General features: G+C 59.6%; 23 protein-coding genes. 6 read left to right on the top strand and 17 right to left on the bottom strand.

Going from position 1 to position 22426, the window contains the following annotated elements; genetic code table 11:
- Positions 1-12 precede the first annotated feature (12 nt).
- The 4 genes from ACOKS3_RS29410 to ACOKS3_RS29425 all read right to left on the bottom strand — a co-directional run bounded on the left by ACOKS3_RS29410 (position 13) and on the right by ACOKS3_RS29425 (position 5183).
- Positions 13-753, bottom strand: a complete 741-nt coding sequence (locus ACOKS3_RS29410; protein ID WP_204371212.1) for a hypothetical protein — start codon at positions 751-753, stop codon at positions 13-15.
- A 1032-nt stretch (positions 754-1785) separates the two neighbouring features.
- The gene (locus ACOKS3_RS29415) at positions 1786-3393 is read right to left on the bottom strand and encodes a GMC family oxidoreductase (protein ID WP_011544397.1); all 1608 of its coding nucleotides are present in this window, start codon (positions 3391-3393) and stop codon (positions 1786-1788) included.
- A gap of 87 nt (positions 3394-3480) precedes the next feature.
- A complete protein-coding gene (locus ACOKS3_RS29420) occupies positions 3481-4278 on the bottom strand; it encodes a 2-keto-4-pentenoate hydratase (protein WP_199148737.1) in 798 nt (265 codons plus the stop codon).
- An 8-nt stretch (positions 4279-4286) separates the two neighbouring features.
- Entirely contained in the window at positions 4287-5183 is an 897-nt protein-coding gene (locus ACOKS3_RS29425; protein ID WP_011544399.1) for a TauD/TfdA dioxygenase family protein, read from the bottom strand.
- A 123-nt stretch (positions 5184-5306) separates the two neighbouring features.
- On the opposite strand from ACOKS3_RS29425, the gene ACOKS3_RS29430 reads away from it, so the two are divergent.
- Positions 5307-6335, top strand: a complete 1029-nt coding sequence (locus tag ACOKS3_RS29430; RefSeq protein WP_011544400.1) for an AraC family transcriptional regulator — start codon at positions 5307-5309, stop codon at positions 6333-6335.
- 51 nt (positions 6336-6386) lie between these two features.
- Here ACOKS3_RS29430 and ACOKS3_RS29435 read toward each other — a convergent pair whose 3' ends face one another.
- Genes ACOKS3_RS29435 through ACOKS3_RS29455 form a run of 5 tightly spaced genes read right to left on the bottom strand, consistent with a single transcriptional unit; the run spans position 6387 to position 8148 of the window.
- Positions 6387-6758, bottom strand: a complete 372-nt coding sequence (locus ACOKS3_RS29435) for a hypothetical protein (RefSeq protein WP_023103794.1) — start codon at positions 6756-6758, stop codon at positions 6387-6389.
- Positions 6755-7081: a hypothetical protein gene (locus tag ACOKS3_RS29440; RefSeq protein ID WP_000091614.1), complete on the bottom strand. Its 327-nt coding sequence runs from the start codon at positions 7079-7081 to the stop codon at positions 6755-6757. The genes ACOKS3_RS29435 and ACOKS3_RS29440 overlap by 4 nt, the downstream gene beginning before the upstream one ends.
- A gap of 23 nt (positions 7082-7104) precedes the next feature.
- On the bottom strand, positions 7105-7440 hold the full coding sequence (locus tag ACOKS3_RS29445) for a hypothetical protein (RefSeq protein ID WP_000741275.1): 336 nt from the start codon (positions 7438-7440) through the stop codon (positions 7105-7107).
- A 14-nt stretch (positions 7441-7454) separates the two neighbouring features.
- On the bottom strand, positions 7455-7790 hold the full coding sequence (locus ACOKS3_RS29450) for a helix-turn-helix domain-containing protein (protein WP_001172026.1): 336 nt from the start codon (positions 7788-7790) through the stop codon (positions 7455-7457).
- On the bottom strand, positions 7771-8148 hold the full coding sequence (locus ACOKS3_RS29455) for a type II toxin-antitoxin system RelE/ParE family toxin (protein ID WP_003151133.1): 378 nt from the start codon (positions 8146-8148) through the stop codon (positions 7771-7773). The genes ACOKS3_RS29450 and ACOKS3_RS29455 overlap by 20 nt, the downstream gene beginning before the upstream one ends.
- Positions 8149-8339: 191 nt before the next feature.
- Here ACOKS3_RS29455 and ACOKS3_RS29460 point away from each other — a divergent pair, with 191 nt between their 5' ends.
- On the top strand, positions 8340-8942 hold the full coding sequence (locus tag ACOKS3_RS29460) for a recombinase family protein (protein WP_010465829.1): 603 nt from the start codon (positions 8340-8342) through the stop codon (positions 8940-8942).
- Positions 8926-11955: a Tn3 family transposase gene (locus ACOKS3_RS29465; protein ID WP_010799689.1), complete on the top strand. Its 3030-nt coding sequence runs from the start codon at positions 8926-8928 to the stop codon at positions 11953-11955. Before ACOKS3_RS29460 ends, ACOKS3_RS29465 begins: the two co-directional genes overlap by 17 nt.
- A gap of 332 nt (positions 11956-12287) precedes the next feature.
- Here the strand turns inward: ACOKS3_RS29465 and ACOKS3_RS29470 are convergent, their stop codons facing one another.
- Genes ACOKS3_RS29470 through ACOKS3_RS29490 form a run of 5 tightly spaced genes read right to left on the bottom strand, consistent with a single transcriptional unit; the run spans position 12288 to position 14634 of the window.
- Positions 12288-12539, bottom strand: a complete 252-nt coding sequence (locus ACOKS3_RS29470; protein WP_418056057.1) for a hypothetical protein — start codon at positions 12537-12539, stop codon at positions 12288-12290.
- Positions 12540-12543: 4 nt separating this feature from the next.
- Entirely contained in the window at positions 12544-12801 is a 258-nt protein-coding gene (locus tag ACOKS3_RS29475; RefSeq protein ID WP_418056058.1) for a HEAT repeat domain-containing protein, read from the bottom strand.
- 28 nt (positions 12802-12829) lie between these two features.
- Complete coding sequence (locus tag ACOKS3_RS29480; RefSeq protein ID WP_418056059.1) at positions 12830-13912, bottom strand: DNA cytosine methyltransferase; 1083 nt, start codon at positions 13910-13912, stop codon at positions 12830-12832.
- Between the two features lie 3 nt (positions 13913-13915).
- The gene (locus tag ACOKS3_RS29485) at positions 13916-14266 is read right to left on the bottom strand and encodes a hypothetical protein (protein ID WP_019692581.1); all 351 of its coding nucleotides are present in this window, start codon (positions 14264-14266) and stop codon (positions 13916-13918) included.
- Entirely contained in the window at positions 14266-14634 is a 369-nt protein-coding gene (locus ACOKS3_RS29490; protein WP_015272386.1) for a hypothetical protein, read from the bottom strand. Before ACOKS3_RS29490 ends, ACOKS3_RS29485 begins: the two co-directional genes overlap by 1 nt.
- Positions 14635-15370: 736 nt before the next feature.
- Between ACOKS3_RS29490 and ACOKS3_RS29495 the strand changes: the two genes are divergently transcribed.
- Positions 15371-16456: a hypothetical protein gene (locus tag ACOKS3_RS29495; protein ID WP_020302085.1), complete on the top strand. Its 1086-nt coding sequence runs from the start codon at positions 15371-15373 to the stop codon at positions 16454-16456.
- A 60-nt stretch (positions 16457-16516) separates the two neighbouring features.
- Here the strand turns inward: ACOKS3_RS29495 and ACOKS3_RS29500 are convergent, their stop codons facing one another.
- The 3 genes from ACOKS3_RS29500 to ACOKS3_RS29510 form a co-directional block, all read right to left on the bottom strand.
- On the bottom strand, positions 16517-17803 hold the full coding sequence (locus ACOKS3_RS29500) for an OmpP1/FadL family transporter (RefSeq protein WP_023980666.1): 1287 nt from the start codon (positions 17801-17803) through the stop codon (positions 16517-16519).
- 121 nt (positions 17804-17924) lie between these two features.
- Positions 17925-20954 carry a Tn3 family transposase gene (locus ACOKS3_RS29505; protein WP_010799689.1) on the bottom strand — a complete coding sequence of 1010 codons (3030 nt, stop codon included), beginning with the start codon at positions 20952-20954 and terminating at the stop codon, positions 17925-17927.
- Positions 20938-21540 (bottom strand): recombinase family protein, encoded by a 603-nt coding sequence (locus ACOKS3_RS29510; protein ID WP_010465829.1) that lies wholly within the window; start codon positions 21538-21540, stop codon positions 20938-20940. Before ACOKS3_RS29510 ends, ACOKS3_RS29505 begins: the two co-directional genes overlap by 17 nt.
- A gap of 191 nt (positions 21541-21731) precedes the next feature.
- Between ACOKS3_RS29510 and ACOKS3_RS29515 the strand changes: the two genes are divergently transcribed.
- On the top strand, positions 21732-22109 hold the full coding sequence (locus ACOKS3_RS29515) for a type II toxin-antitoxin system RelE/ParE family toxin (protein ID WP_003151133.1): 378 nt from the start codon (positions 21732-21734) through the stop codon (positions 22107-22109).
- Complete coding sequence (locus ACOKS3_RS29520) at positions 22090-22425, top strand: helix-turn-helix domain-containing protein (protein ID WP_001172026.1); 336 nt, start codon at positions 22090-22092, stop codon at positions 22423-22425. Before ACOKS3_RS29515 ends, ACOKS3_RS29520 begins: the two co-directional genes overlap by 20 nt.
- Position 22426 lies beyond the last annotated feature (1 nt).

Consider the following 22426-nt stretch of genomic DNA (forward strand, 5'->3'; position numbering starts at 1 on the left):
TTTTGCTGCCCGCTAGACGCCTCTCGACCGGCGCATGTCTGCGATGCGCTCATGCGACACGCCTGCGAGTTTGGCCAGCACGTTATTCGGGACCAGGCCGAACAAGTGCGCGTACCGCTCCGCACGCGACACCCGGCGATAGGGTGCAATGCCCAGGTACTGCTGGCGAGCTTCCACAACCCCAATGGGCACGCCCACTTCGCGGCTGATCTTGGCGGCAGACATGGTGCCCAGGAGCGATTCGTAACCGAGTCCGGGGCCGTGGTAGTCCTCGACAGGCGCCGGCTTGGCCAGGTCAGGGGAGGGCGCCACAGCATCCAGGCCGAACGCCTCGCGCAGCGCCTGCACGACTTCTACGGCCACGCCCGAGGCCTGGGCAATGTCCTCATCGGGAACCAGGCCCAGCGCGCTCTTGTACGGCCTGACGGGATGATCGAGCGGAAGGCGCTGAATGCGCCGTGTGGCCTTGGACCTGGGCTTGATGCCCTGGGACTCGCGGTAAGCTTTGACACTCTTCACCGATACACCACATTTGGCCGAGACAGACCTGTCCGACTCCACGCCCAGCAGGTGCTGGTAAGGGGCGATGGCCACCGCGACCGAGTAAACCTCGATTCCGAACTGAACACGTCGGCGGCGTATGCTGCCCTCGCTGGTGCCGACCAGTTTGGCCAGGTCCCGGTCGGAAAACTTGCCCAGCTTCCAGTCGTACCATCGAGCCACACCAATAACCGTCCAGTTTGTTTGCTTCAAAATTTCCCCTCGTAACACAACATCTTGTGCCGCTGGCCAGCTGATCGAGCACAAGATATAGCGGTAAACAAAAGCCCCGCAAATGGCAAGCCGTTGGGTTAATCTGTTGAAAAAATGAAGCGCATGGTCTTGAATGAGGCTGTGCGCTTCGTCTTTTCAGGGGTTGGCTGTGCAGAAAAAATCTTCTGCTGATGGGGGCGACGTCCAAAAGCCCTCAACCGCCCCCTCTCCAGCTAGCAAAGGGGATCTACACCCCGAGCATCCTCGGCGTCACAAGCGCCGCACCCCGGATGAATTCCATGGGATCCAGGTCAACTACTGCAAGAACCCGCAATGCTCCAACTTCGGCGTGCCCATTGGCAAGAAAACGGCCAGAGGAACGAACGCCTACAAGATCGTAGCCTCGGCCAAGGGTTTTCCCCAGGGCTACTGCAATGGCTGTGGTGAGCACTTCCCACTAAAGAGCAACCAGGGTGTGTATTCCAGTGATGCTGCCCACCGGTTCCAGTGATTGTGACCCGCCCGTGCTGGAGGTTCTGCCTAGCCATTCCAGTGGTTGTGATCCACTGCGCCGACGATCCTGCCCCATCCCTAAGGCATGTAGGTGCGTAATTGCACGGACTTGACCACCTTATTGCATCCGTACTGACCACTCATTTGCATTGCACTTGACCAGGCGGTTGCATTCGATTTGACTACCGATTTGCATCGGGTTTGACCCGCACGCTTAGTAACCATGATCGGCTGAGAGCTGGCCATTGCTGCCGGTGGCGACAGGCAGAAATCGGCCAATAGCTGCCCGTCGTGGTCGTCGGTTTCGGCCGAGGCTGTGTAAAAATACTTTTGAGCAGACGCAGTCGTCGAAATCGACGCAGAAATCACGCCTCTACGAAAATTCTAGCTCTTGGAATGGCCGAACTAGCGCAGATTTAACGTAGGAACCTGACCAACTCCGCGCCGCCGACGCAGAGGTGAAACGCCGAGAGGCAGTAGGGTGGCCCCTCGACTCAAGTCTGTGCAGTTGCTCACCAGCTACTGCGCCTGACGAATCATATCGGCGGCTTTCTCGGCAATCATGATGGTCGGTGCATTGGTGTTGCCGCCAGTCACTGTCGGCATGATCGAGGCGTCCACCACCCGCAACCCCTCAAGCCCGTGTACACGCAATTGCGCATCGACCACGGCCAACGCATCAGAGGCCGGCCCCATCTTGCAGGTACTGGTCGGGTGGTACTGGGTGTCGGCCCGCGCCCGGATATCGGCAATAATGCCTGCCGTGTCATCGCGCTGGACGGGATAGAGCATCTTGCCGCGCCACGGTTGCAGCGGGCTGCTTTGCAGAATGTCCATCTGCAACTGCACACCCTTGACCAACAGCTCGAGGTCGCGTGGATCGGCAAGAAAATTGGGGTCGATCTTCGGTGGCACTCGCGGGTCGGCGCTGGCCAGTTTGACCGTGCCACGGCTGTAGGGGCGCAGCACTTCAACATGGCAGGAAAAGCCGTGCCTGGTGTGCATTTTGCGACCGTGATCATCAACCAGCGCCACCACAAAAACCAGTTGCAAGTCAGGTGCTTGCACCTCGGTTGAGGAGCGTACAAAAGCCCCGGCTTCGGCGATCGAACTAGTGATCATGCCGGTACGCTGCTTGCGCCATTCGAACACCCCCTTGGCCATTTTTATAGCGCCATTCAAGGACAATCCGAAGGTCTGGCTGTCGCTGGCACTGATGTAGCTCTGCACGTGATCGATGTGATCTTGCAGGTTTTCGCCGACGCCAGGCAGGTCGTGTACCACGGGTATGCCCACCGCCTGCAAGTCCTTGGCCGGGCCTATACCCGAGAGCAGGAGCAGCTGCGGCGAACCAAAGGTGCCTGCACTGAGGATGACTTCACGACGCGCCCGGACTTCCTTAGCTTCACTGCCCTGGTAATAGGCAATGCCACAGGCGCGCTTGCCTTGCATGATGATCTTGGCCGACAGCGCATGGGTCTTCACACATAGATTGGGGCGCGACAGGTTAGGCGTCAGATAAGCCTTGGCTGCACTGCAGCGCTCGCCATTTTTCTGCGTTACCTGGTACATGAACGAACCGAATTGATCGACGCCGTTGTAGTCGCGGGTGGTCGGTATGCCATTGAGCACTGCGGCATCGATAAACGCCTTGCTCAGCTCACTTGGCGTGCGCAGTTCGGCAACGTTCAGCGGGCCACCCGCGCCGTGGTATTCGCTGGCGCCGTGGGTCTCGTTGTTTTCCGCACGTTTGAAGTACGGCAACACATCCTCATACGACCAACCAGGATTGCCCAGGCTGGCCCAATGGTCGTAGTCCCAGCGGTTACCGCGCACATAGAGCATGGCGTTGATGGAGCTAGAACCACCCAGCGTCTTGCCACGCGGCTGGTAACGCTTGCGGTTGTCCATGTGCTGCTGCGGGACGGTGTCGAATGCCCAGTTGTTGTAAGAGGTTGCCACCATGCCAACGAAGCCGGCCGGGGCGTGAATCAACACGCTCTTATCCGGCCCGCCGGATTCCAGCAAACAGACAGACACACTGGGGTCTTCGCTCAGGCGACTGGCCAATACACAGCCTGCCGAACCGGCACCGACAATGACGTAATCAAACTCTTCGTACTGCATTCTGATGGCTCTCGCTTCTTGTACTTTTTATGGCGGATTTCAATCAGCGCCGCTTCTAATGGGCCGTTGTGCCCGATGCGTGGTTCTCTAGGCTGTGGTGCCTGCGAATGAGCACTCCACTGCGCCGTGCTCGCCCATCACCATGCGCACGTGATCGCCAGGACCGACGTCGAGCATCGGCGCCAGCGCTCCGGTCAACAGCACATCTCCGGCACGTAATGGCTGGCCGCGCCGGGCCAGCTTGCGCACCAGCCAAAGGCCGGTGGCGAGGCAGTCATGCAGCGCTACGCTGGTGTCGAGCAGCACCGGCTGGGCATTTTTATGCAGGCTGATCAGCAGGTTTGGCGTAGGCAGTTGCGCCAGCGGCACGGGCTGATCACCCAACACATAAAGCCCGGATGAAATGTTGTCAGCGACCGCATCCATCAAGGTCAACTGCCAGCCGATGATGGCCGAGTCGTTGATTTCCAGTGCCGGCACCGCACCCGCAATACAGGCCAGAAACTGCTCATGGCTGATCTCGCCAGCCGGCAGATCGTGGCCGAGCACCAATGCCAGCTCGATCTCGACTTTCGGTTGCAGCAGGCGCTCCCAGGCGATGGCTTCACCTGAGAGGCACGCCGTGTCCGCGAACAGCCGCCCATACACCGGCTCGTCGACCTTGAGCGCTGCACGCAGGGCCGCCGAGGTCAGCCCAGCCTTGGCCCCGCAAAGACGGCGGCCTTGAGCCAACGCCTGCTGCATGCCAGCGGCTTGCACGGCATAGGCTTCATCCAGGTTGGCCAGGGCGAAAGTTTCGCTAACCCGTGGCACGGGATGCCGCTCGAGCCGTGCCGTTGCCAGGCAGTGGGCCGCGCCGAGCAGGCGCGGTTCGGTAATTGCCACCGGCGCACTCATCGGCTGGGTACTTCGCCGATCACGGTGGTGCGGAACATTTCGCGCCGCATGCCGTGGTAGTCGGCCACTGGCATATGCCAGGTGCTGCGGTTATCCCAGATCGCCAGGGTTCCCTGACGCCAGCGCATACGGCAAGTGAAGGCTTCCGAGGTGGCCAGTTTGAACAGGTAGTCAAGCAGTGGACGCGACTCTTCCGTACGCAGGCCTTTGATGCCTGTGGTGTAGGCCGGGTTGATGAACAACACCTTTTTCCCGGTTTCCGGGTGGCGGGTTACCAACGGGTGGCTGCGCTCGTCAGCCGAGGTATCGCTACCGTAGTTGATCGCCATGTTTTCCAGCAGCGCGTTGTGCTTGGCGTTAACGCCATAGGCCATTTCCGGGCTGTGCACCGCGTCGAGGTTTTCCAGCAGCGCTTGCATCCCAGGCGATAGCCACTCATACGCCAGGGCCAGATTGGCGTAGCAGGTATCGCCGCCATAGGGAGGAATGTCGTGCCCATAGAGCAGGGTGAATGCTGGCGGGCGCTCCTGAAAGGTCCAGTCGGTATGCCAAGCACCACCGAATACGAAGGGTGCTTTTTCGGAGGCTTCCTTGACCACGTGTACCACGTGCGGATGATCGGCCATGCAGGTCACATAGGGTTCGCGGCCAAACTCACCGAGGTGCTGGGTAACCCGCTCCAGGTCAGCAACGCTCAGGGCCTGGTCGCGGATGAAGATCACCTTGTGGGCGAGCAGCGCCTGGCGCAACTCGGCAAAGCCCTCGTCGCTCAGACGCGTCAGATCAAGATTTTCGACGTCCGCACCGATGGCGCCGGTGGTCGGGGTTACACGAATGTGACTGTAACTGGCAGCACGGTTATGGCTAGGCAGGGTGTAGATGAACTCGCTCATGGCTCGCACTCTTTTGTTGTTGGAGTGCTTACAGAATGCGTGGCGGCTGCTAGGCTAGCCATGATTATTACAGCCAAAAAATGATAATTACCGCCAAGACTATTTTGAATGGAGGGTTGCCCGGTGGACTGGCGCCAAAACCGTGCCCTGACGGGCGTACGTTACCTGCTAGAAACCGCCCAGGCCGAAGGGGTGGAGGCCGCGAGCTGCCTGATAGGCAGCGCCATCTCCAGCGAAACACTGCAGCAGCGCAACGCGCAGATCGAGGCCTGGCAAGAGCTGGCGGTAATCCGCAACTTGCTCGAACACGCCGGCCGACCGGGCCTGGGATTCGCTGCCGGGCAGCGCTATCACCTGACGTCACTGGGCTTGCTCGGTTTCACCATGCTCGCCAGTCGCACGCTGGGAGAGGCGTTTGCCACCTTCAGCCGTTTTCAACTGTTAGCGCTGACGCTGTGCCCGGCGCGAATCGAAGTGGAGCGACGCGGTAGCTGGTTACTGTTCGATGCCAGCGTACTGCCGCAGGATGCTCGCGCCTTTGTTATCGAGCGCGGACTCTCCGCGTGCCTGGGCGTGGCGTGCGAGTTACTGCAGCGCCCCCTTGCCCCCCTGGCTATCGAGATGACCAGCAGCGCACCTGCGGATCTCGCCGCGTTGCAGGGGGAATTTGCCTATCCGGTGCAGTTCGAGGCCGGGCGCAACGGCATCCTGTTTTCCAATGCCGACCTGACCTTCACCCTGCCGCAGGCGCACATCAGTGCCCACAGTGAGGGCGAGCAACTGTGTGAGCGGCTATGTACCGAGATCTCCCACAGCCTGGTCAAGGCGCCCACCGCGCGTTTGGTGCAACAGGTGTTGATCCGCGACTCGGCCACGCTGCTCAGCAGCCGGATGGTGGCCCAGCGCCTGGGCCTTTCCGAGCGCACCTTGTTGCGCCGTTTGGCGAGTGAAGGTCACTCGTTCCAACAGCTCAACGAGCAAATCAAGCAGCGTTTGGCCGAGCGCCTGCTGAGCGACTCGCGTCTGGACCTTACCAGCATCGCCCAACGTCTAGGCTACGCCGAGGCGGCCAGTTTTTCGCGGGCATTCAGTCGCTGGACTAACAGTCCGCCCGGAAAGTGGCGCTGCCATGCGCACCTGCGCGAAGCTTAGCGATCCATGTAGGGGTTGTAAGCCGGAAACCCAGAAATTTCCGTCAGCCGATCAACATGGCTTGTCTCGCGCTTGGTCGATGAGTTCCTGCATCGCCCGCATGACTTCTTCGTGGGTGTACGACTTGGCGTTGGGGTCGTCGGCCTCTCGGAGAGCTTCCTCGACCTCGCGGGTCATCCGCACATATTCTTCCGGCCACAGCGCTTGCTCCATGCGCAGCGACGCCTGCCCAAGCAGGTGCAGCAGGCCGAACAGCCGCATGTCATTGGTGGCGACGACGTGCTCTCGAATCCGCTCCTGGATCACCTCGCAGGCCCGATGCGCCTCTGGCGTCGCCGTGCCCTCGTAGCCGGCTGGGAGTTCTGCTTCTTCAGCGATTCGCGCCCAAGCGATAGCCAGCGCCTCGATGGTGGACAGGTTCATTTGCTCATCCACTTGCGCAGCAGACGCTTTTTCAGGGAGGCGCGCTCTTGCGGATTGCGTCCCTTGTGGTTGGCAATGCGATCCGCCGTGGCGGCCTGGCGCTTGATGGGCCAGTAGGAGCGGCCATCCTTACCCATCGACCAGACGTTGCTGACCTGGTTTTCCAGTAGAGGCAGATGGGCGCATAGAGCTTCCGGCGACGCGCTGGCCAGCGCGGTGCGCTCGTGAGTTCGCCAGCGCTGATGCCAGAGTTTCTTGTCCTCGCGCTCGCTACGGCAGGTCGTGTGCCCAACGATGGGCGTTTTGCGGCGGCTGCGGCTCATGATGTGGTTGTCTCCAAGAACATTCAGGACAGGCTTTCTGGGTAGAGCGCCGTCAACCGGGACAGGGTTTCTTGCACTTGTTCCAGCGAGGTCATCAGATGATCAACCTGATCCTGAAGATCCACGGCGAGATCAAATAGCTCAGCCACTCGGCTGCGTGATCCCTCGTTGAACGCGGCCATTGCCAGTTGATGCAGCTTCAACAGGTCGGTGCGCAGTTGCGGAGGTGCGCCGTCTGCGCTGTCATTCAAATCGCCGCGCAGCACGTCCACGGCATCGACTGCACGCAGCAGTGCCGTGGTATCGAAATTCTCGGGAGTCAGTTCGTCCCATTCGTCGTCGGTGATGCGGGCTGCCATCAGGAGAGCTCCGATTAAGCGGTTGCGAGCGTTAGATGCCCGATCGGCTCGGCTGCTGGCCGTACCTTGATTTCGATGTCGTAGCCGAGGCGATTCAGACAATCCATCAGCTTGCGTTCGGATAGATTGGTGAAGTCGCCGCGCATCATGCCCGACACCTTCGGTTGCGGGATGCCCATGCGTTTGGCCGCCGCTTGTTGAGTCAGCCCAAGGGCGCGCATGGCCCTCCTGATCTCGACCACCAGGCCGGTCTTGATCTTGAGCTTTTCAGCGTCAGGCAGTCCAAGGTCGGCAAAGACGTTGCCCGAGCTGCGCTGAACCTCGACGCCTTCAATGATTCGTTTTTGCATTTCGTAGCTCCTGTGCCAATACCTCGGCCACCTTCAGCCGAGCGCGGATGATGTCCATGTCGGCCTTTGGCGTGGCGATTCCGCTCTTGCTCTTCTTCTGGAAGCAGTGCAGGACGAACACCGCTTCCGCAAACTTGACCGTGTATACCGCTCGATAGGTGCCGCCGGCATCGTCTTCGACGACCTCCAGCACGCCGGCACCACCGAACCCCTTGAGCACCTTTGCTGCGTCATCCTGATCGCCTATCTGCGCCAACGAGAGCGCGTAACCGAAACGGCGACGCACGTCGGACGGCAACGCCATCAAATCCTTGTGGCTGCTCGCGATCCATTCGAGCGGTTTTTCTTTGTTTGTCATGACGGAATTTTATACCTGTTCAGGTAATGATGTAAACGCGGCAACCTCAAGGAGGTGTCGTAAAACATTTGTTTTGCGACAGGCTGTCAGCCGCCGCTGTGCTACCTGTGCAACACCCCCTCAAAAATGTACGGAAAACTCTATCGCTATTCACTATTATGCGGAAACCTGTTTTTGATGGTTATCCGCCTATGTTGGTTGGCTACATGCGCGTGTCGTCGGACTCCGACCGCCAGAGCACGGACTTGCAGCGCGACGCGCTGCTCGCCGCCGGCGTCGATCCGCGTCACCTGTTTGAGGATCGTGCCTCTGGCGCGAAGGATGACCGTGCCGGCTTGGCGCGGGCGCTTGAGTTCGTTCGAGCCGGCGATGTGCTGGTGGTGTGGAAACTCGACCGGCTCGGTCGCTCGCTGTCGCACCTGCTCGCCATTGTGACTTCGCTCAAGGACAAGCGGGTGGCGTTCCGCTCGCTGACAGAGAACCTGGACACTACGACGCCCTCGGGCGAATTCCTGTTCCAGGTGTTCGGTGCGCTCGCGCAGTACGAGCGCGCCTTGATTCAGGAGCGCGTCGTCGCGGGCTTGGCCGCCGCACGCAAACGCGGCCGGATCGGCGGCCGGCCGCAGGCGATCACTGGTGAGAAGCTGGACGCCATCGTCGCCGCGCTCGATGGCGGCATGTCTAAGGCGGCGGTGTGCCGCAACTTCAATGTCAAGCGCACTACGTTGATCGAAACATTGACGCGAGCAGGTTGGCGTGGTGCGGGAAGGACGGTCGATGAGCAACAAGAATAAGCTACTCACCGTCTTTTCTGACGCAGAGCAGGAAGCCTTGTACGGCCTACCGGACTTCGACGATGCTCAGCGGCTGGAATACCTGGCGTTGACCGAATCTGAACTGGCGTTCGCCAGCAGCCGGCCTAGCCTGCAGGCCCAAGTCTATTGCGTCTTGCAGATCGGCTACTTCAAGGCCAAGCATGCTTTCTTCCGCTTCGATTGGCATGAGGTCGAGGACGATTGCGCCTTCGTGCTGAGTCGCTATTTCCACGGCGAAGCGTTCGAACGCAAGGCGATCACCAAGCATGAGCACTACAGCCAGAGGGGTCAGATCGCCGAACTGTTCGGCTACCGGTCGTGGGCGGCTAGCTTCCTGCCGCAACTGGCACAGCAGGCTGAACAGATCGTGCGGCGCGACGTAATGCCAGGATTCGTGGCCGCCGAACTGATCGTTTGGCTCAGCGAGCACAAAATCATCCGGCCCGGCCACACCACCTTACAAGAGCTGGTCAGTGAAGCCCTGTCCACCGAACGCAGGCGCTTGGGCGGCTTGCTGGCAGAAGTGTTGGACGAATCGGCCAAAGCTGCGCTGGGCCAGCTCCTGGTGCGTGACGACACCCTGTCTCAACTGGCAGCGCTCAAGCAGGACGCTAAAGATTTCGGCTGGCGTCAGATGGCAGGGGAGCGCGAGAAGCGCGCCACGCTGAAGTCCTTGCACGGGATCGCCAAGGCGCTGCTGCCCAAGCTCGGCATCTCGCAGCAGAACCTGCTGTACTACGCGAGCCTGGCGAACTTCTATACCGTCCATGACCTGCGCCACCTGAAGGCGGAGCAGACCCGGCTCTACCTGCTGTGCTATGCCTGGGTACGTTACCGGCAGCTCACCGACAACCTGGTCGACGCGATGGCCTTCCACATGAAAAAACTTGAGGACGAGAGCCGCACGGGTGCGAAACAGTCCTTTGTCGCCGAACAGCTGCGACGCCATCAGGAAACGCCGCAGGTTGGCCGCCTGCTGTCGCTGTACGTGGACGACAGCGTGGCCGATCCGACGCCGTTCGGCGAGGTGCGCCAACGCGCCTACAAAATCATGTCCAGGGAATTGCTGCAAAACACGGCGCAGCGCATGAGCGTCAAGCCACTGAACAAACTGGCGCTGCACTGGCAGGCGGTGGACGGCCTGGCCGAACGCATTCGACGCCATCTACGGCCGCTGTACGTCGCGCTCGACTTCGCCGGCACGGCCCCCGATAACCCATGGCTCGCGGCGCTGACTTGGGCCAAGAGCGTGTTCGCCAAGCAGCAGCGCCTATCACAACGGCCACTCGACGAATGTCCGGCGGCAACGCTGCCGAAACGCTTGCGTCCGTACCTGCTGATGTTCGATGCCGAAGGCACGCCGACAGGCCTGCATGCCGATCGTTACGAATTCTGGCTTTACCGTCAGGTCAGGAAACGCTTCCAGGCGGGCGAGCTCTACATTGACGACAGCTTGCAGCACCGGCATTTGTCCGACGAGTTGGTTTCGATGGACGAGAAAGCCGCCGTGCTCGCGCAGATGGACATCCCCTTCCTGCGGCAGCCGGTCAGTGCCCAGCTCGATGCACTGGCGGCCGAGTTGCGTGCGCAATGGGTGGCGTTCAATCGCGAGCTGAAACAGGGCAAGCTGACGCACCTGGAATACGACAAGGACACGCAGAGACTGACCTGGCGCAAGCCCAAGGGGGAGAACCAGAAGGCGCGCGAGCAAGCTCTCTACGAGCAACTGCCATACTGCGATGTCGCCGACGTGTTTCGCTTCGTCAACGGTCAGTGCCAGTTCCTGTCGGCGCTGACACCATTGCAGCCACGCTATGCGAAGAAGGTAGCCGACGCCGACAGTCTGATGGCGGTGATCATTGCCCAAGCCATGAACCACGGCAACCAGGTTATGGCACGTACCAGCGACATCCCGTACCACGTCCTGGAGAGTACCTACCAGCAGTACCTGCGCCAGGCGACGCTACATGTGGCCAACGATTGCATCAGCAACGCCATCGCCGCACTGCCGATCTTCCCGCATTACTCGTTCGACCTCGATTCGTTGTACGGTGCCGTTGATGGGCAGAAATTCGGCGTCGAGCGACCAACTGTGAAGGCGCGCTACTCGCGCAAATATTTCGGCCGCGGCAAGGGCGTCGTCGCCTACACGCTGCTGTGCAATCACGTGCCGTTGAACGGCTACCTGATAGGCGCACACGAGTACGAGGCTCACCACGTGTTCGACATCTGGTACCGCAACACGTCGGACATCGTGCCGAGCGCGATCACCGGCGACATGCACAGCATCAACAAGGCCAACTTCGCCATCCTGCACTGGTTCGGACTTCGTTTCGAGCCGCGCTTCACCGACCTCGACGACCAGTTGCAGGAGCTGTATTGCGCCGATGATCTGGCATTGTACGAGAAATGCCTGATCCGGCCGGCTGGCCAGATCGACCGGCAACTCATCGTCGGTGAGAAGGCGAACATCGACCGAATCGTCGCCACACTGGGCCTGAAGGAAATGACGCAGGGCACGCTGATCCGCAAGCTGTGCACCTATACGGCGCCGAACCCGACGCGGCGCGCAATCTTCGAGTTCGACAAGCTCATCCGCAGTATCTACACACTGCGCTACCTGCGCGACCCGCAACTGGAGCGTAATGTTCACCGCTCGCAGAACCGCATTGAGTCCTATCACCAGCTACGCTCGACCATCGCCCAAGTCGGTGGGAAGAAGGAATTGACCGGCCGCACCGACATCGAAATCGAGATCAGCAACCAGTGCGCCAGGCTGATCGGCAACGCGATCATCTTCTACAACTCGGCGATCCTGTCCCTGCTGCTGACGAAGTACGAGGCAGCTGGCAATGCCAAGGCGCTGGCGTTGATCACGCAGATGTCGCCAGCGGCCTGGCGGCACATCCTGCTGAACGGGCATTACACCTTCCAGACTGACGGCAAGTTCATCGACCTGGATGCGCTCGTGGCGGGACTGGAGCTGGGCTGACGGAAATTTCTGGGATTCCGGCGTACAACCCCAAAAAAAACGCCCCTGGGCGCTTTTTTTGAAGTGTGCAGTAAACGACCGTTTACTGCACACCATGGCTCGGTGCTGAGTTAGCCACTCGTCGGCAAGGGTTGGTCGTAGCTACGCGACCAGCCTATGCAGGCAGCGCTTCGCTTGAAAGCTGCGGGCGGCGCTGATTGTTCCTGCGCGCAGCGAGCGTTATGCGCTGCGAGATCCTGAGCGGCTTTAGACTTCGCATGGTCAACGTACAAAGCCACGGCAACTACAAGCCCCAGGGCCAGGCCGAGCACTCCGAGAGTCCTGGGCATGACTTAATCTCGCACAACCGTACAGTGGTCCAGGGAAACAGCTCCCGAAACATCCTCCACCATGATGACTGCCTGGCAGCACATGACGAATGCTCTGCCGCAGGTTTTGGTCTGGATCGTCTCGCCCGAGCCAAGCAACTCTTCATAGTTCACGGTCACGGCTTCCCTGTGCTGGGCGTTCCAGTCGTAACACTGGATCTTGGCTGCATCCTCCTGCTCGCGCAGGGTCATATTTTGGCGCTCTGGGAGTGGCATAGTCTTATTCCTGGGTTCGAGGTGCTGCTGTTACATCGCCGGTTTCTCGGCCTATGAGTTGCCCTATAGCTATGGCCGTTGCTGCGCGGATTTCCGCAGGTGAGGAACTGAAGTGGATGAGCACTGCTTGTAGGGCTTCAAGTGCTTTAGGGCCGCCCGCATGACCCAAGCCTACCGCTGCGCCGACCCGCACTTCGGGATCTTCATTTTTGTCCTTTAAGACCTTGACCAAAGCGTCAAGGGCGGCATTGTTTGCGTCCATTGCGTTCTCCATTTTCTCGGGTGGTAACTCAGTTATTCCGTGTAGCTATCGCATGGCGAAGCGCTGTTTCGGCGGCGCTGTCGTCAAGATCCATGTAGTAGGCATCCGCCACCAGTTCGTCGATTTCGCGGGCGCACACATTAGCATCCAGCGCGGCGCGTAGCAGGCCGGCGTCGAGTCGGTCGTATTTGTAGGCCATGGCCAGTGCCGGGTTGTCCTGGGCGTTGTTGGCCATGAAGAACCCGTAGGAAAACCCTTCCGGGGTTGCGCTGCGGGCGTTCTTGGTGGCGAGGCGGTTGCCGCCGAACTTGCGGTGCATCTTCGAGCCGTCCGAGGCCTCGACCGGGGCAATGGGCAGGTTTGCATTGAAGCGGCCCCAAAGCAGGGTTTTCTTCGTGTACGGGTCGCCCAGGTGGTGCGGGTCGAAGGCTAGGCGCCACGGCGGCAGGCCGCCCAGCTTTTCGATCCGACCTACCGGGTTCTCGATGGCCCATACGGCAGGCCGGAAATATTCAATGGTGCGCAATGTCTGGTGAACGAGCTGCACGGCGGCAACCGTGCGCCCGTCTGCATCTTTGGCTGCGAAGTGTCGGGCGCCACTGGTGGCGAATTCTGTGCACGGGCACGCGGCGAGGATGGCGTAGATATCCAGGCCGTCGAAATCGCCAAACCAGTCACCGAAGAAGCCGGCGCCGAACTCGTTTACGTCGCCGGTAACGGGGTTGTCCTGTATGTCGAAGCGCAGGACCTGGTAGCCGGCATCCTCCCACGGCTGCGACCACTGCCCGGTATGGTCGAACAGCGACAGCACTACCTTGTCGGCATTGGCCCGCCCTTCGCCCTGGGCGAAGGCGTGGCGCTTCCATTCGGCAATGCGGGCTTGGGCGGCGGCCTGGTCAAGCCAGCCGTGTGACCGGGTGTGGCGGGCCACCTTGTCGGCCAGGCGCACGATCTCGGACGGCCTAGGCGCGTCGAACAAGTGGTGCTCCAGCTCGCCCGAGCTAATGGCGCTGAACTCGGCGGTGATCTGGCTTAGCTCGAAGTCGTCAACGCCCAGGGCCTGGGCGGTGAATAGCCCAGGCTGTGCTGGGCGGATCTGCGTACTGAGCATGGTTCACTCCCCCTTGAAGTAGTCGGGGCGCTGCTCCAGCTCGCGGGCGATCAACTCGTCAGCGAACAGCGGCGCGGCCTTCTCGATGCGCTTGGCCATCTTCTGCTTGCGTACCCGGTCTTTGGCCTCGGCACTCCAGCGCTTGACGGCGCGGGACTGGGGGAAGTCCAGGCAAACACCGTAACCCACGGGGCGGCGCTGCCATGCCTGGTGCATTTCTTCCGGCATCCGCGTCCCCGCTGGGGCCTCGATCACCAGCAACTCAAAGTCGCCAGGGCAGGGCTGGTGCGGCAGGCACCATCGAAGGGAGTAGCGCCACATGGGCGGCGCTACGTGATGGGCATTCGCAGCCATCAGACAAAATCCCAACTTGTCTGGTCCCAGCCCGGCAGCTTGGACTGAGCTATGCGGCGAATTTCATGCAGGGTGCGGAATGCCTGGGTAGCGTAATAGTCGGGGTTTTGGTTGGACTGATACTCCAAGCACTGGATGAGTTTGAGGGCTTCGAGCGGGGTAGGTTTGCGCACAGTTTCATCCAGGCCGAACAGCTCGCCCTTGAAGGTTTCGCCAGGGTAGCGGGTGCGCACGGAGCGAATGTTTTCGTCAAGCAGTTGCTGGCCTTGATCCGCAAGGATCTGGTAGGTGGTCGCATCCGGCTTGCCGGTGCAGGTGAACATGAGAATGGCGGAGATGTGAAAACGATTCAGGATATAAGCGCTCATGGAAACTCCTTCGCAGATCTTACGGCTTTTGGCCTTTCCTGCTCCGCCCGGTGCTTGCGCACTGGGCACCGCTGAGATCTCCCAGTTTCTGTGCGGAGGACTTCCCGACGTGCACAGGGTCTCCGACCGCGCGGGATCAGAGCATGACTGGCGTATAACGCCATGCTCCGTGTTGCCTTCTGCTTCGCTTAACAGCATCGGCATCCCGAATTCCTGATTACGCGGCTCAATGGCTGGCCCATCGGTTTCCCCTGTCAACGCTTCACCCTGCACCTCACGGTGCAACATGCATGACTCGGGGTCTGGTTGATTCGCCATTTCTTACCAGTATCGAACTTTCATCGACTATCCTCCGCCAGCTTTAACTGGCGCTCTAAGCGTCCGGGAAACACACCTAACTGATGCCATCGCTTGAGGCTATGGTGTCCACTCAAATTAAGTGGGCACCATTTTCAGCCATTCTAGGTGGGCATGCGCATTGGCACTGAAACCGTAATGGCGCGGGCTGTTGTAATGTTAGGTGCGGCGAGTAGGTACTGTGCTCATCTGTTTGCCAATTCCCGCACGACACGGCTCTGAAGCCGATTGGATGCCGAGCAACTTCAAGCTCTCGTGCTGGGGTGGGTAGCCTTGGAAAAGAATCGGTGCTGGTAGCTCAATCACGATGTTTTAGGCCATGGCCTTGGGGCCAATCTGTTAGTCGCCGCTGAGAGTCTGCTCTGGCACAATCAGCGGCATGATTTCTTCGACCAACCTCGACCAGGTGCCCCCAGAACAGTTTCGCGCCATGGCCGAACGGGGCATGCAGTTGCTGTTCCTAGTCGATGCCACCGGCAAGAAGAACCACCGTCTGAAACGAGTGTTGAATCGCGACGCTTTTCCGAAAGAATTGACTAATAAGAAACGATTTATGAGCGAACGAGCCCAACGCAAGTCAAATAGCCACAAACTGAATGAGATCCCCGAAGCTGTGATCCTGCAACTCGGCAAGCGCTCGGATCGCGATCTTTCGGTTGAATGTGGTATTTCGGCTTACTTCTTGAAGCAGAAGCGGCTTGCCTTGGGTATCGACCAGTTCAAACGTGGTGTATACCCGGAAGAAATGGTTCAGCTGCTGGGGAAGGTTACTGACCGGGAGGTCGGTGAGCAGTTTGGGTACCATATCGCAACCGTCTGTGCACTTCGAAAAAAAATGGGCATAGCCTCCACGGTTAAGCCTGCAACCACACCAACTCAAACGCCCAACGCAAAAAAACGCGAGATAGTAAAATTGCCGCAGGAGCTGGTCAGTCAGCTGGGGGTGCGATCTGATCAGGACCTATCCACTGAGTTCGGTTTCACCCTGCACTACCTGAAGAAAGAGCGCAAAGCCCGGGGCATTTCGAGTGTAAATGTGCCTAAGTACCCCGAAGAAATGTTGTCCTTGCTTGGGAAGGTAGCCGATCGTGATTTGGTGGCCAGGTTTGGCTACTCATCAACCACACTTTCAATACTTCGAAAGAAGTTGGGGATCAAGCGGCACCATAAGGTCTGGACGGCCGAACGCATTGCGTTACTGGGCAAAATTAAAGACTCAGAGGTCGCGGCCTTGCTCGGCGGCGCATTTACAAAAGGATCGGTCGGTCAATGTCGTCGCTCCCTGGGAATACCTATTTGCCGAGGACCAAGAAATGGCGCCCCAACTGCCCTTTTCCTCTCGCTCAGTCGGGGCTTAACCAGCGGGAAGATGGAAGCATTGCCAAGCGCACAACCAGGTGAGACCGGACAATTGACTCAATTTCCGCTAGTCCCTGGTTCAGAAGCCAATTCGTTTCAAGCCTAAGCCAAAGGATTAAAAAAAGCCCCAGCACATGGCTGGGGCTTTTGTTAGACCAACTAACGCTTAGAAGCGATAGGTCAGGCCGAGGCCGAGGCCGTGTGCGCTGTTTTCATACTTGGCGTTGTAGGTGGTGTTTACACCTGGGGCAAGAGGCTTCGAGCTGCTGACTTTAACGTCTTCCTCCATCAGGTAGGAGTATGCCATGTCGACAGTGATGTCTTCGGTTGGGCTCCAGCCAGCACCAAGGCTGAACACGGTGCGGTCGCCGGTCGGGATCCGTGGCGAACGATCTTCGTTGTTGGTAGGCGACTGGTCGACCGAGAGGCCGGTACGCAGAGTCCATTCTTTGTTGACCTTGTAGCTAGCACCGATGGCGTGGGCCCAAGTGTCGTGCCAGTTCTGTGGCTCACTGATAGTGCCAATTGCGCCAGAGCTGCCGCCCAACTGCGCAGGTACGCCACTATTGTTGACTGTGATGTCCTCCAGGCGGCTCCAGCGGGTCCAGGTGCTGCCGACGTAAAGGGTCACGTCGTCGGTCAGCTCGTGGGTAACCGAGAAATCCACGGACTCAGGGGTCTTGATTTTCAGTGAGGCATCAAACTTGGTGCCACTGAAAACGCTGAACGGAGCACCAGTGATCCTTGTTTTGCCGTCGAGCTTGTAATCAACCATCGAGTGGTAGGTTAGACCTAGACGCGTGCTGTCAGTGGCCTGGATCATGACGCCGATGTTGTAGCCAACGGCAGTGTCGTCCCCGCTGATTTTCACTTCGCCGTCGTTCGTACCAGCAAAGTTGCTGCGGACATCAGACTTCAATGTGCCGTCAATACGGTTGATGGTCGGACCGAAACCGATCGAAATCTTGTCATTGAAGGCGTAGCTGACGGTCGGCTGCAGAGTCACAACCGAAACTTTGCTGTAGCTACCGAAGTAACGGCCGGCAAATCCGTTTTCATAATCGGTGGCCAGGCCGAACGGTGCGTAAATACCAAATCCGACCGCCCATTGATCATCAATTGGCTTGACGTAATAGCCCATCGGTACGCCAACGGTGGGAACCATGTCGCCATCGAAGCTGCCGCCTGGGGAATTGCTGCCGTCTCTGCTGATATCTGACTTGGCGAGAATGGCAGCCGCGCCTACGGTCACTTGTTCCCGCTTAAGGCGTGCCATACCGGCTGGGTTACCAAATACAGTGCTGGCGTCATTGGCAGAAGAAGAGCGGCCGGCAAAACCAGTGCCCATCCCGCTGATGCTTTGTTCGTTAAGAGCGAATCCAGCGGCGAAGAGTTGAGTGGATGCCACGGCCACAGCGAAACCGATGGTGTTCTTGAGAAGCACTTTTTTCATTATTATTAATCCTTGGTGGTCAGCGCCGACGAAATTACCAATAAAATGCTCGCAACGCCATAGCCTGTATTGCCTGTATTGCCTGTATTGGGGTTGTACGCCGGAATCCCAGAAATTTCCGTCAGCCCAGCTCCAGTCCCGCCACGAGCGCATCCAGGTCGATGAACTTGCCGTCAGTCTGGAAGGTGTAATGCCCGTTCAGCAGGATGTGCCGCCAGGCCGCTGGCGACATCTGCGTGATCAACGCCAGCGCCTTGGCATTGCCAGCTGCCTCGTACTTCGTCAGCAGCAGGGACAGGATCGCCGAGTTGTAGAAGATGATCGCGTTGCCGATCAGCCTGGCGCACTGGTTGCTGATCTCGATTTCGATGTCGGTGCGGCCGGTCAATTCCTTCTTCCCACCGACTTGGGCGATGGTCGAGCGTAGCTGGTGATAGGACTCAATGCGGTTCTGCGAGCGGTGAACATTACGCTCCAGTTGCGGGTCGCGCAGGTAGCGCAGTGTGTAGATACTGCGGATGAGCTTGTCGAACTCGAAGATTGCGCGCCGCGTCGGGTTCGGCGCCGTATAGGTGCACAGCTTGCGGATCAGCGTGCCCTGCGTCATTTCCTTCAGGCCCAGTGTGGCGACGATTCGGTCGATGTTCGCCTTCTCACCGACGATGAGTTGCCGGTCGATCTGGCCAGCCGGCCGGATCAGGCATTTCTCGTACAATGCCAGATCATCGGCGCAATACAGCTCCTGCAACTGGTCGTCGAGGTCGGTGAAGCGCGGCTCGAAACGAAGTCCGAACCAGTGCAGGATGGCGAAGTTGGCCTTGTTGATGCTGTGCATGTCGCCGGTGATCGCGCTCGGCACGATGTCCGACGTGTTGCGGTACCAGATGTCGAACACGTGGTGAGCCTCGTACTCGTGTGCGCCTATCAGGTAGCCGTTCAACGGCACGTGATTGCACAGCAGCGTGTAGGCGACGACGCCCTTGCCGCGGCCGAAATATTTGCGCGAGTAGCGCGCCTTCACAGTTGGTCGCTCGACGCCGAATTTCTGCCCATCAACGGCACCGTACAACGAATCGAGGTCGAACGAGTAATGCGGGAAGATCGGCAGTGCGGCGATGGCGTTGCTGATGCAATCGTTGGCCACATGTAGCGTCGCCTGGCGCAGGTACTGCTGGTAGGTACTCTCCAGGACGTGGTACGGGATGTCGCTGGTACGTGCCATAACCTGGTTGCCGTGGTTCATGGCTTGGGCAATGATCACCGCCATCAGACTGTCGGCGTCGGCTACCTTCTTCGCATAGCGTGGCTGCAATGGTGTCAGCGCCGACAGGAACTGGCACTGACCGTTGACGAAGCGAAACACGTCGGCGACATCGCAGTATGGCAGTTGCTCGTAGAGAGCTTGCTCGCGCGCCTTCTGGTTCTCCCCCTTGGGCTTGCGCCAGGTCAGTCTCTGCGTGTCCTTGTCGTATTCCAGGTGCGTCAGCTTGCCCTGTTTCAGCTCGCGATTGAACGCCACCCATTGCGCACGCAACTCGGCCGCCAGTGCATCGAGCTGGGCACTGACCGGCTGCCGCAGGAAGGGGATGTCCATCTGCGCGAGCACGGCGGCTTTCTCGTCCATCGAAACCAACTCGTCGGACAAATGCCGGTGCTGCAAGCTGTCGTCAATGTAGAGCTCGCCCGCCTGGAAGCGTTTCCTGACCTGACGGTAAAGCCAGAATTCGTAACGATCGGCATGCAGGCCTGTCGGCGTGCCTTCGGCATCGAACATCAGCAGGTACGGACGCAAGCGTTTCGGCAGCGTTGCCGCCGGACATTCGTCGAGTGGCCGTTGTGATAGGCGCTGCTGCTTGGCGAACACGCTCTTGGCCCAAGTCAGCGCCGCGAGCCATGGGTTATCGGGGGCCGTGCCGGCGAAGTCGAGCGCGACGTACAGCGGCCGTAGATGGCGTCGAATGCGTTCGGCCAGGCCGTCCACCGCCTGCCAGTGCAGCGCCAGTTTGTTCAGTGGCTTGACGCTCATGCGCTGCGCCGTGTTTTGCAGCAATTCCCTGGACATGATTTTGTAGGCGCGTTGGCGCACCTCGCCGAACGGCGTCGGATCGGCCACGCTGTCGTCCACGTACAGCGACAGCAGGCGGCCAACCTGCGGCGTTTCCTGATGGCGTCGCAGCTGTTCGGCGACAAAGGACTGTTTCGCACCCGTGCGGCTCTCGTCCTCAAGTTTTTTCATGTGGAAGGCCATCGCGTCGACCAGGTTGTCGGTGAGCTGCCGGTAACGTACCCAGGCATAGCACAGCAGGTAGAGCCGGGTCTGCTCCGCCTTCAGGTGGCGCAGGTCATGGACGGTATAGAAGTTCGCCAGGCTCGCGTAGTACAGCAGGTTCTGCTGCGAGATGCCGAGCTTGGGCAGCAGCGCCTTGGCGATCCCGTGCAAGGACTTCAGCGTGGCGCGCTTCTCGCGCTCCCCTGCCATCTGACGCCAGCCGAAATCTTTAGCGTCCTGCTTGAGCGCTGCCAGTTGAGACAGGGTGTCGTCACGCACCAGGAGCTGGCCCAGCGCAGCTTTGGCCGATTCGTCCAACACTTCTGCCAGCAAGCCGCCCAAGCGCCTGCGTTCGGTGGACAGGGCTTCACTGACCAGCTCTTGTAAGGTGGTGTGGCCGGGCCGGATGATTTTGTGCTCGCTGAGCCAAACGATCAGTTCGGCGGCCACGAATCCTGGCATTACGTCGCGCCGCACGATCTGTTCAGCCTGCTGTGCCAGTTGCGGCAGGAAGCTAGCCGCCCACGACCGGTAGCCGAACAGTTCGGCGATCTGACCCCTCTGGCTGTAGTGCTCATGCTTGGTGATCGCCTTGCGTTCGAACGCTTCGCCGTGGAAATAGCGACTCAGCACGAAGGCGCAATCGTCCTCGACCTCATGCCAATCGAAGCGGAAGAAAGCATGCTTGGCCTTGAAGTAGCCGATCTGCAAGACGCAATAGACTTGGGCCTGCAGGCTAGGCCGGCTGCTGGCGAACGCCAGTTCAGATTCGGTCAACGCCAGGTATTCCAGCCGCTGAGCATCGTCGAAGTCCGGTAGGCCGTACAAGGCTTCCTGCTCTGCGTCAGAAAAGACGGTGAGTAGCTTATTCTTGTTGCTCATCGACCGTCCTTCCCGCACCACGCCAACCTGCTCGCGTCAATGTTTCGATCAACGTAGTGCGCTTGACATTGAAGTTGCGGCACACCGCCGCCTTAGACATGCCGCCATCGAGCGCGGCGACGATGGCGTCCAGCTTCTCACCAGTGATCGCCTGCGGCCGGCCGCCGATCCGGCCGCGTTTGCGTGCGGCGGCCAAGCCCGCGACGACGCGCTCCTGAATCAAGGCGCGCTCGTACTGCGCGAGCGCACCGAACACCTGGAACAGGAATTCGCCCGAGGGCGTCGTAGTGTCCAGGTTCTCTGTCAGCGAGCGGAACGCCACCCGCTTGTCCTTGAGCGAAGTCACAATGGCGAGCAGGTGCGACAGCGAGCGACCGAGCCGGTCGAGTTTCCACACCACCAGCACATCGCCGGCTCGAACGAACTCAAGCGCCCGCGCCAAGCCGGCACGGTCATCCTTCGCGCCAGAGGCACGATCCTCAAACAGGTGACGCGGATCGACGCCGGCGGCGAGCAGCGCGTCGCGCTGCAAGTCCGTGCTCTGGCGGTCGGAGTCCGACGACACGCGCATGTAGCCAACCAACATAGGCGGATAACCATCAAAAACAGGTTTCCGCATAATAGTGAATAGCGATAGAGTTTTCCGTACATTTTTGAGGGGGTGTTGCACAGGTAGCACAGCGGCGGCTGACAGCCTGTCGCAAAACAAATGTTTTACGACACCTCCTTGAGGTTGCCGCGTTTACATCATTACCTGAACAGGTATAAAATTCCGTCATGACAAACAAAGAAAAACCGCTCGAATGGATCGCGAGCAGCCACAAGGATTTGATGGCGTTGCCGTCCGACGTGCGTCGCCGTTTCGGTTACGCGCTCTCGTTGGCGCAGATAGGCGATCAGGATGACGCAGCAAAGGTGCTCAAGGGGTTCGGTGGTGCCGGCGTGCTGGAGGTCGTCGAAGACGATGCCGGCGGCACCTATCGAGCGGTATACACGGTCAAGTTTGCGGAAGCGGTGTTCGTCCTGCACTGCTTCCAGAAGAAGAGCAAGAGCGGAATCGCCACGCCAAAGGCCGACATGGACATCATCCGCGCTCGGCTGAAGGTGGCCGAGGTATTGGCACAGGAGCTACGAAATGCAAAAACGAATCATTGAAGGCGTCGAGGTTCAGCGCAGCTCGGGCAACGTCTTTGCCGACCTTGGACTGCCTGACGCTGAAAAGCTCAAGATCAAGACCGGCCTGGTGGTCGAGATCAGGAGGGCCATGCGCGCCCTTGGGCTGACTCAACAAGCGGCGGCCAAACGCATGGGCATCCCGCAACCGAAGGTGTCGGGCATGATGCGCGGCGACTTCACCAATCTATCCGAACGCAAGCTGATGGATTGTCTGAATCGCCTCGGCTACGACATCGAAATCAAGGTACGGCCAGCAGCCGAGCCGATCGGGCATCTAACGCTCGCAACCGCTTAAT

The organism is Pseudomonas sp. HS6-2, assembly GCF_049325675.2.
GTDB lineage: Bacteria > Pseudomonadota > Gammaproteobacteria > Pseudomonadales > Pseudomonadaceae > Aquipseudomonas > Aquipseudomonas putida_N.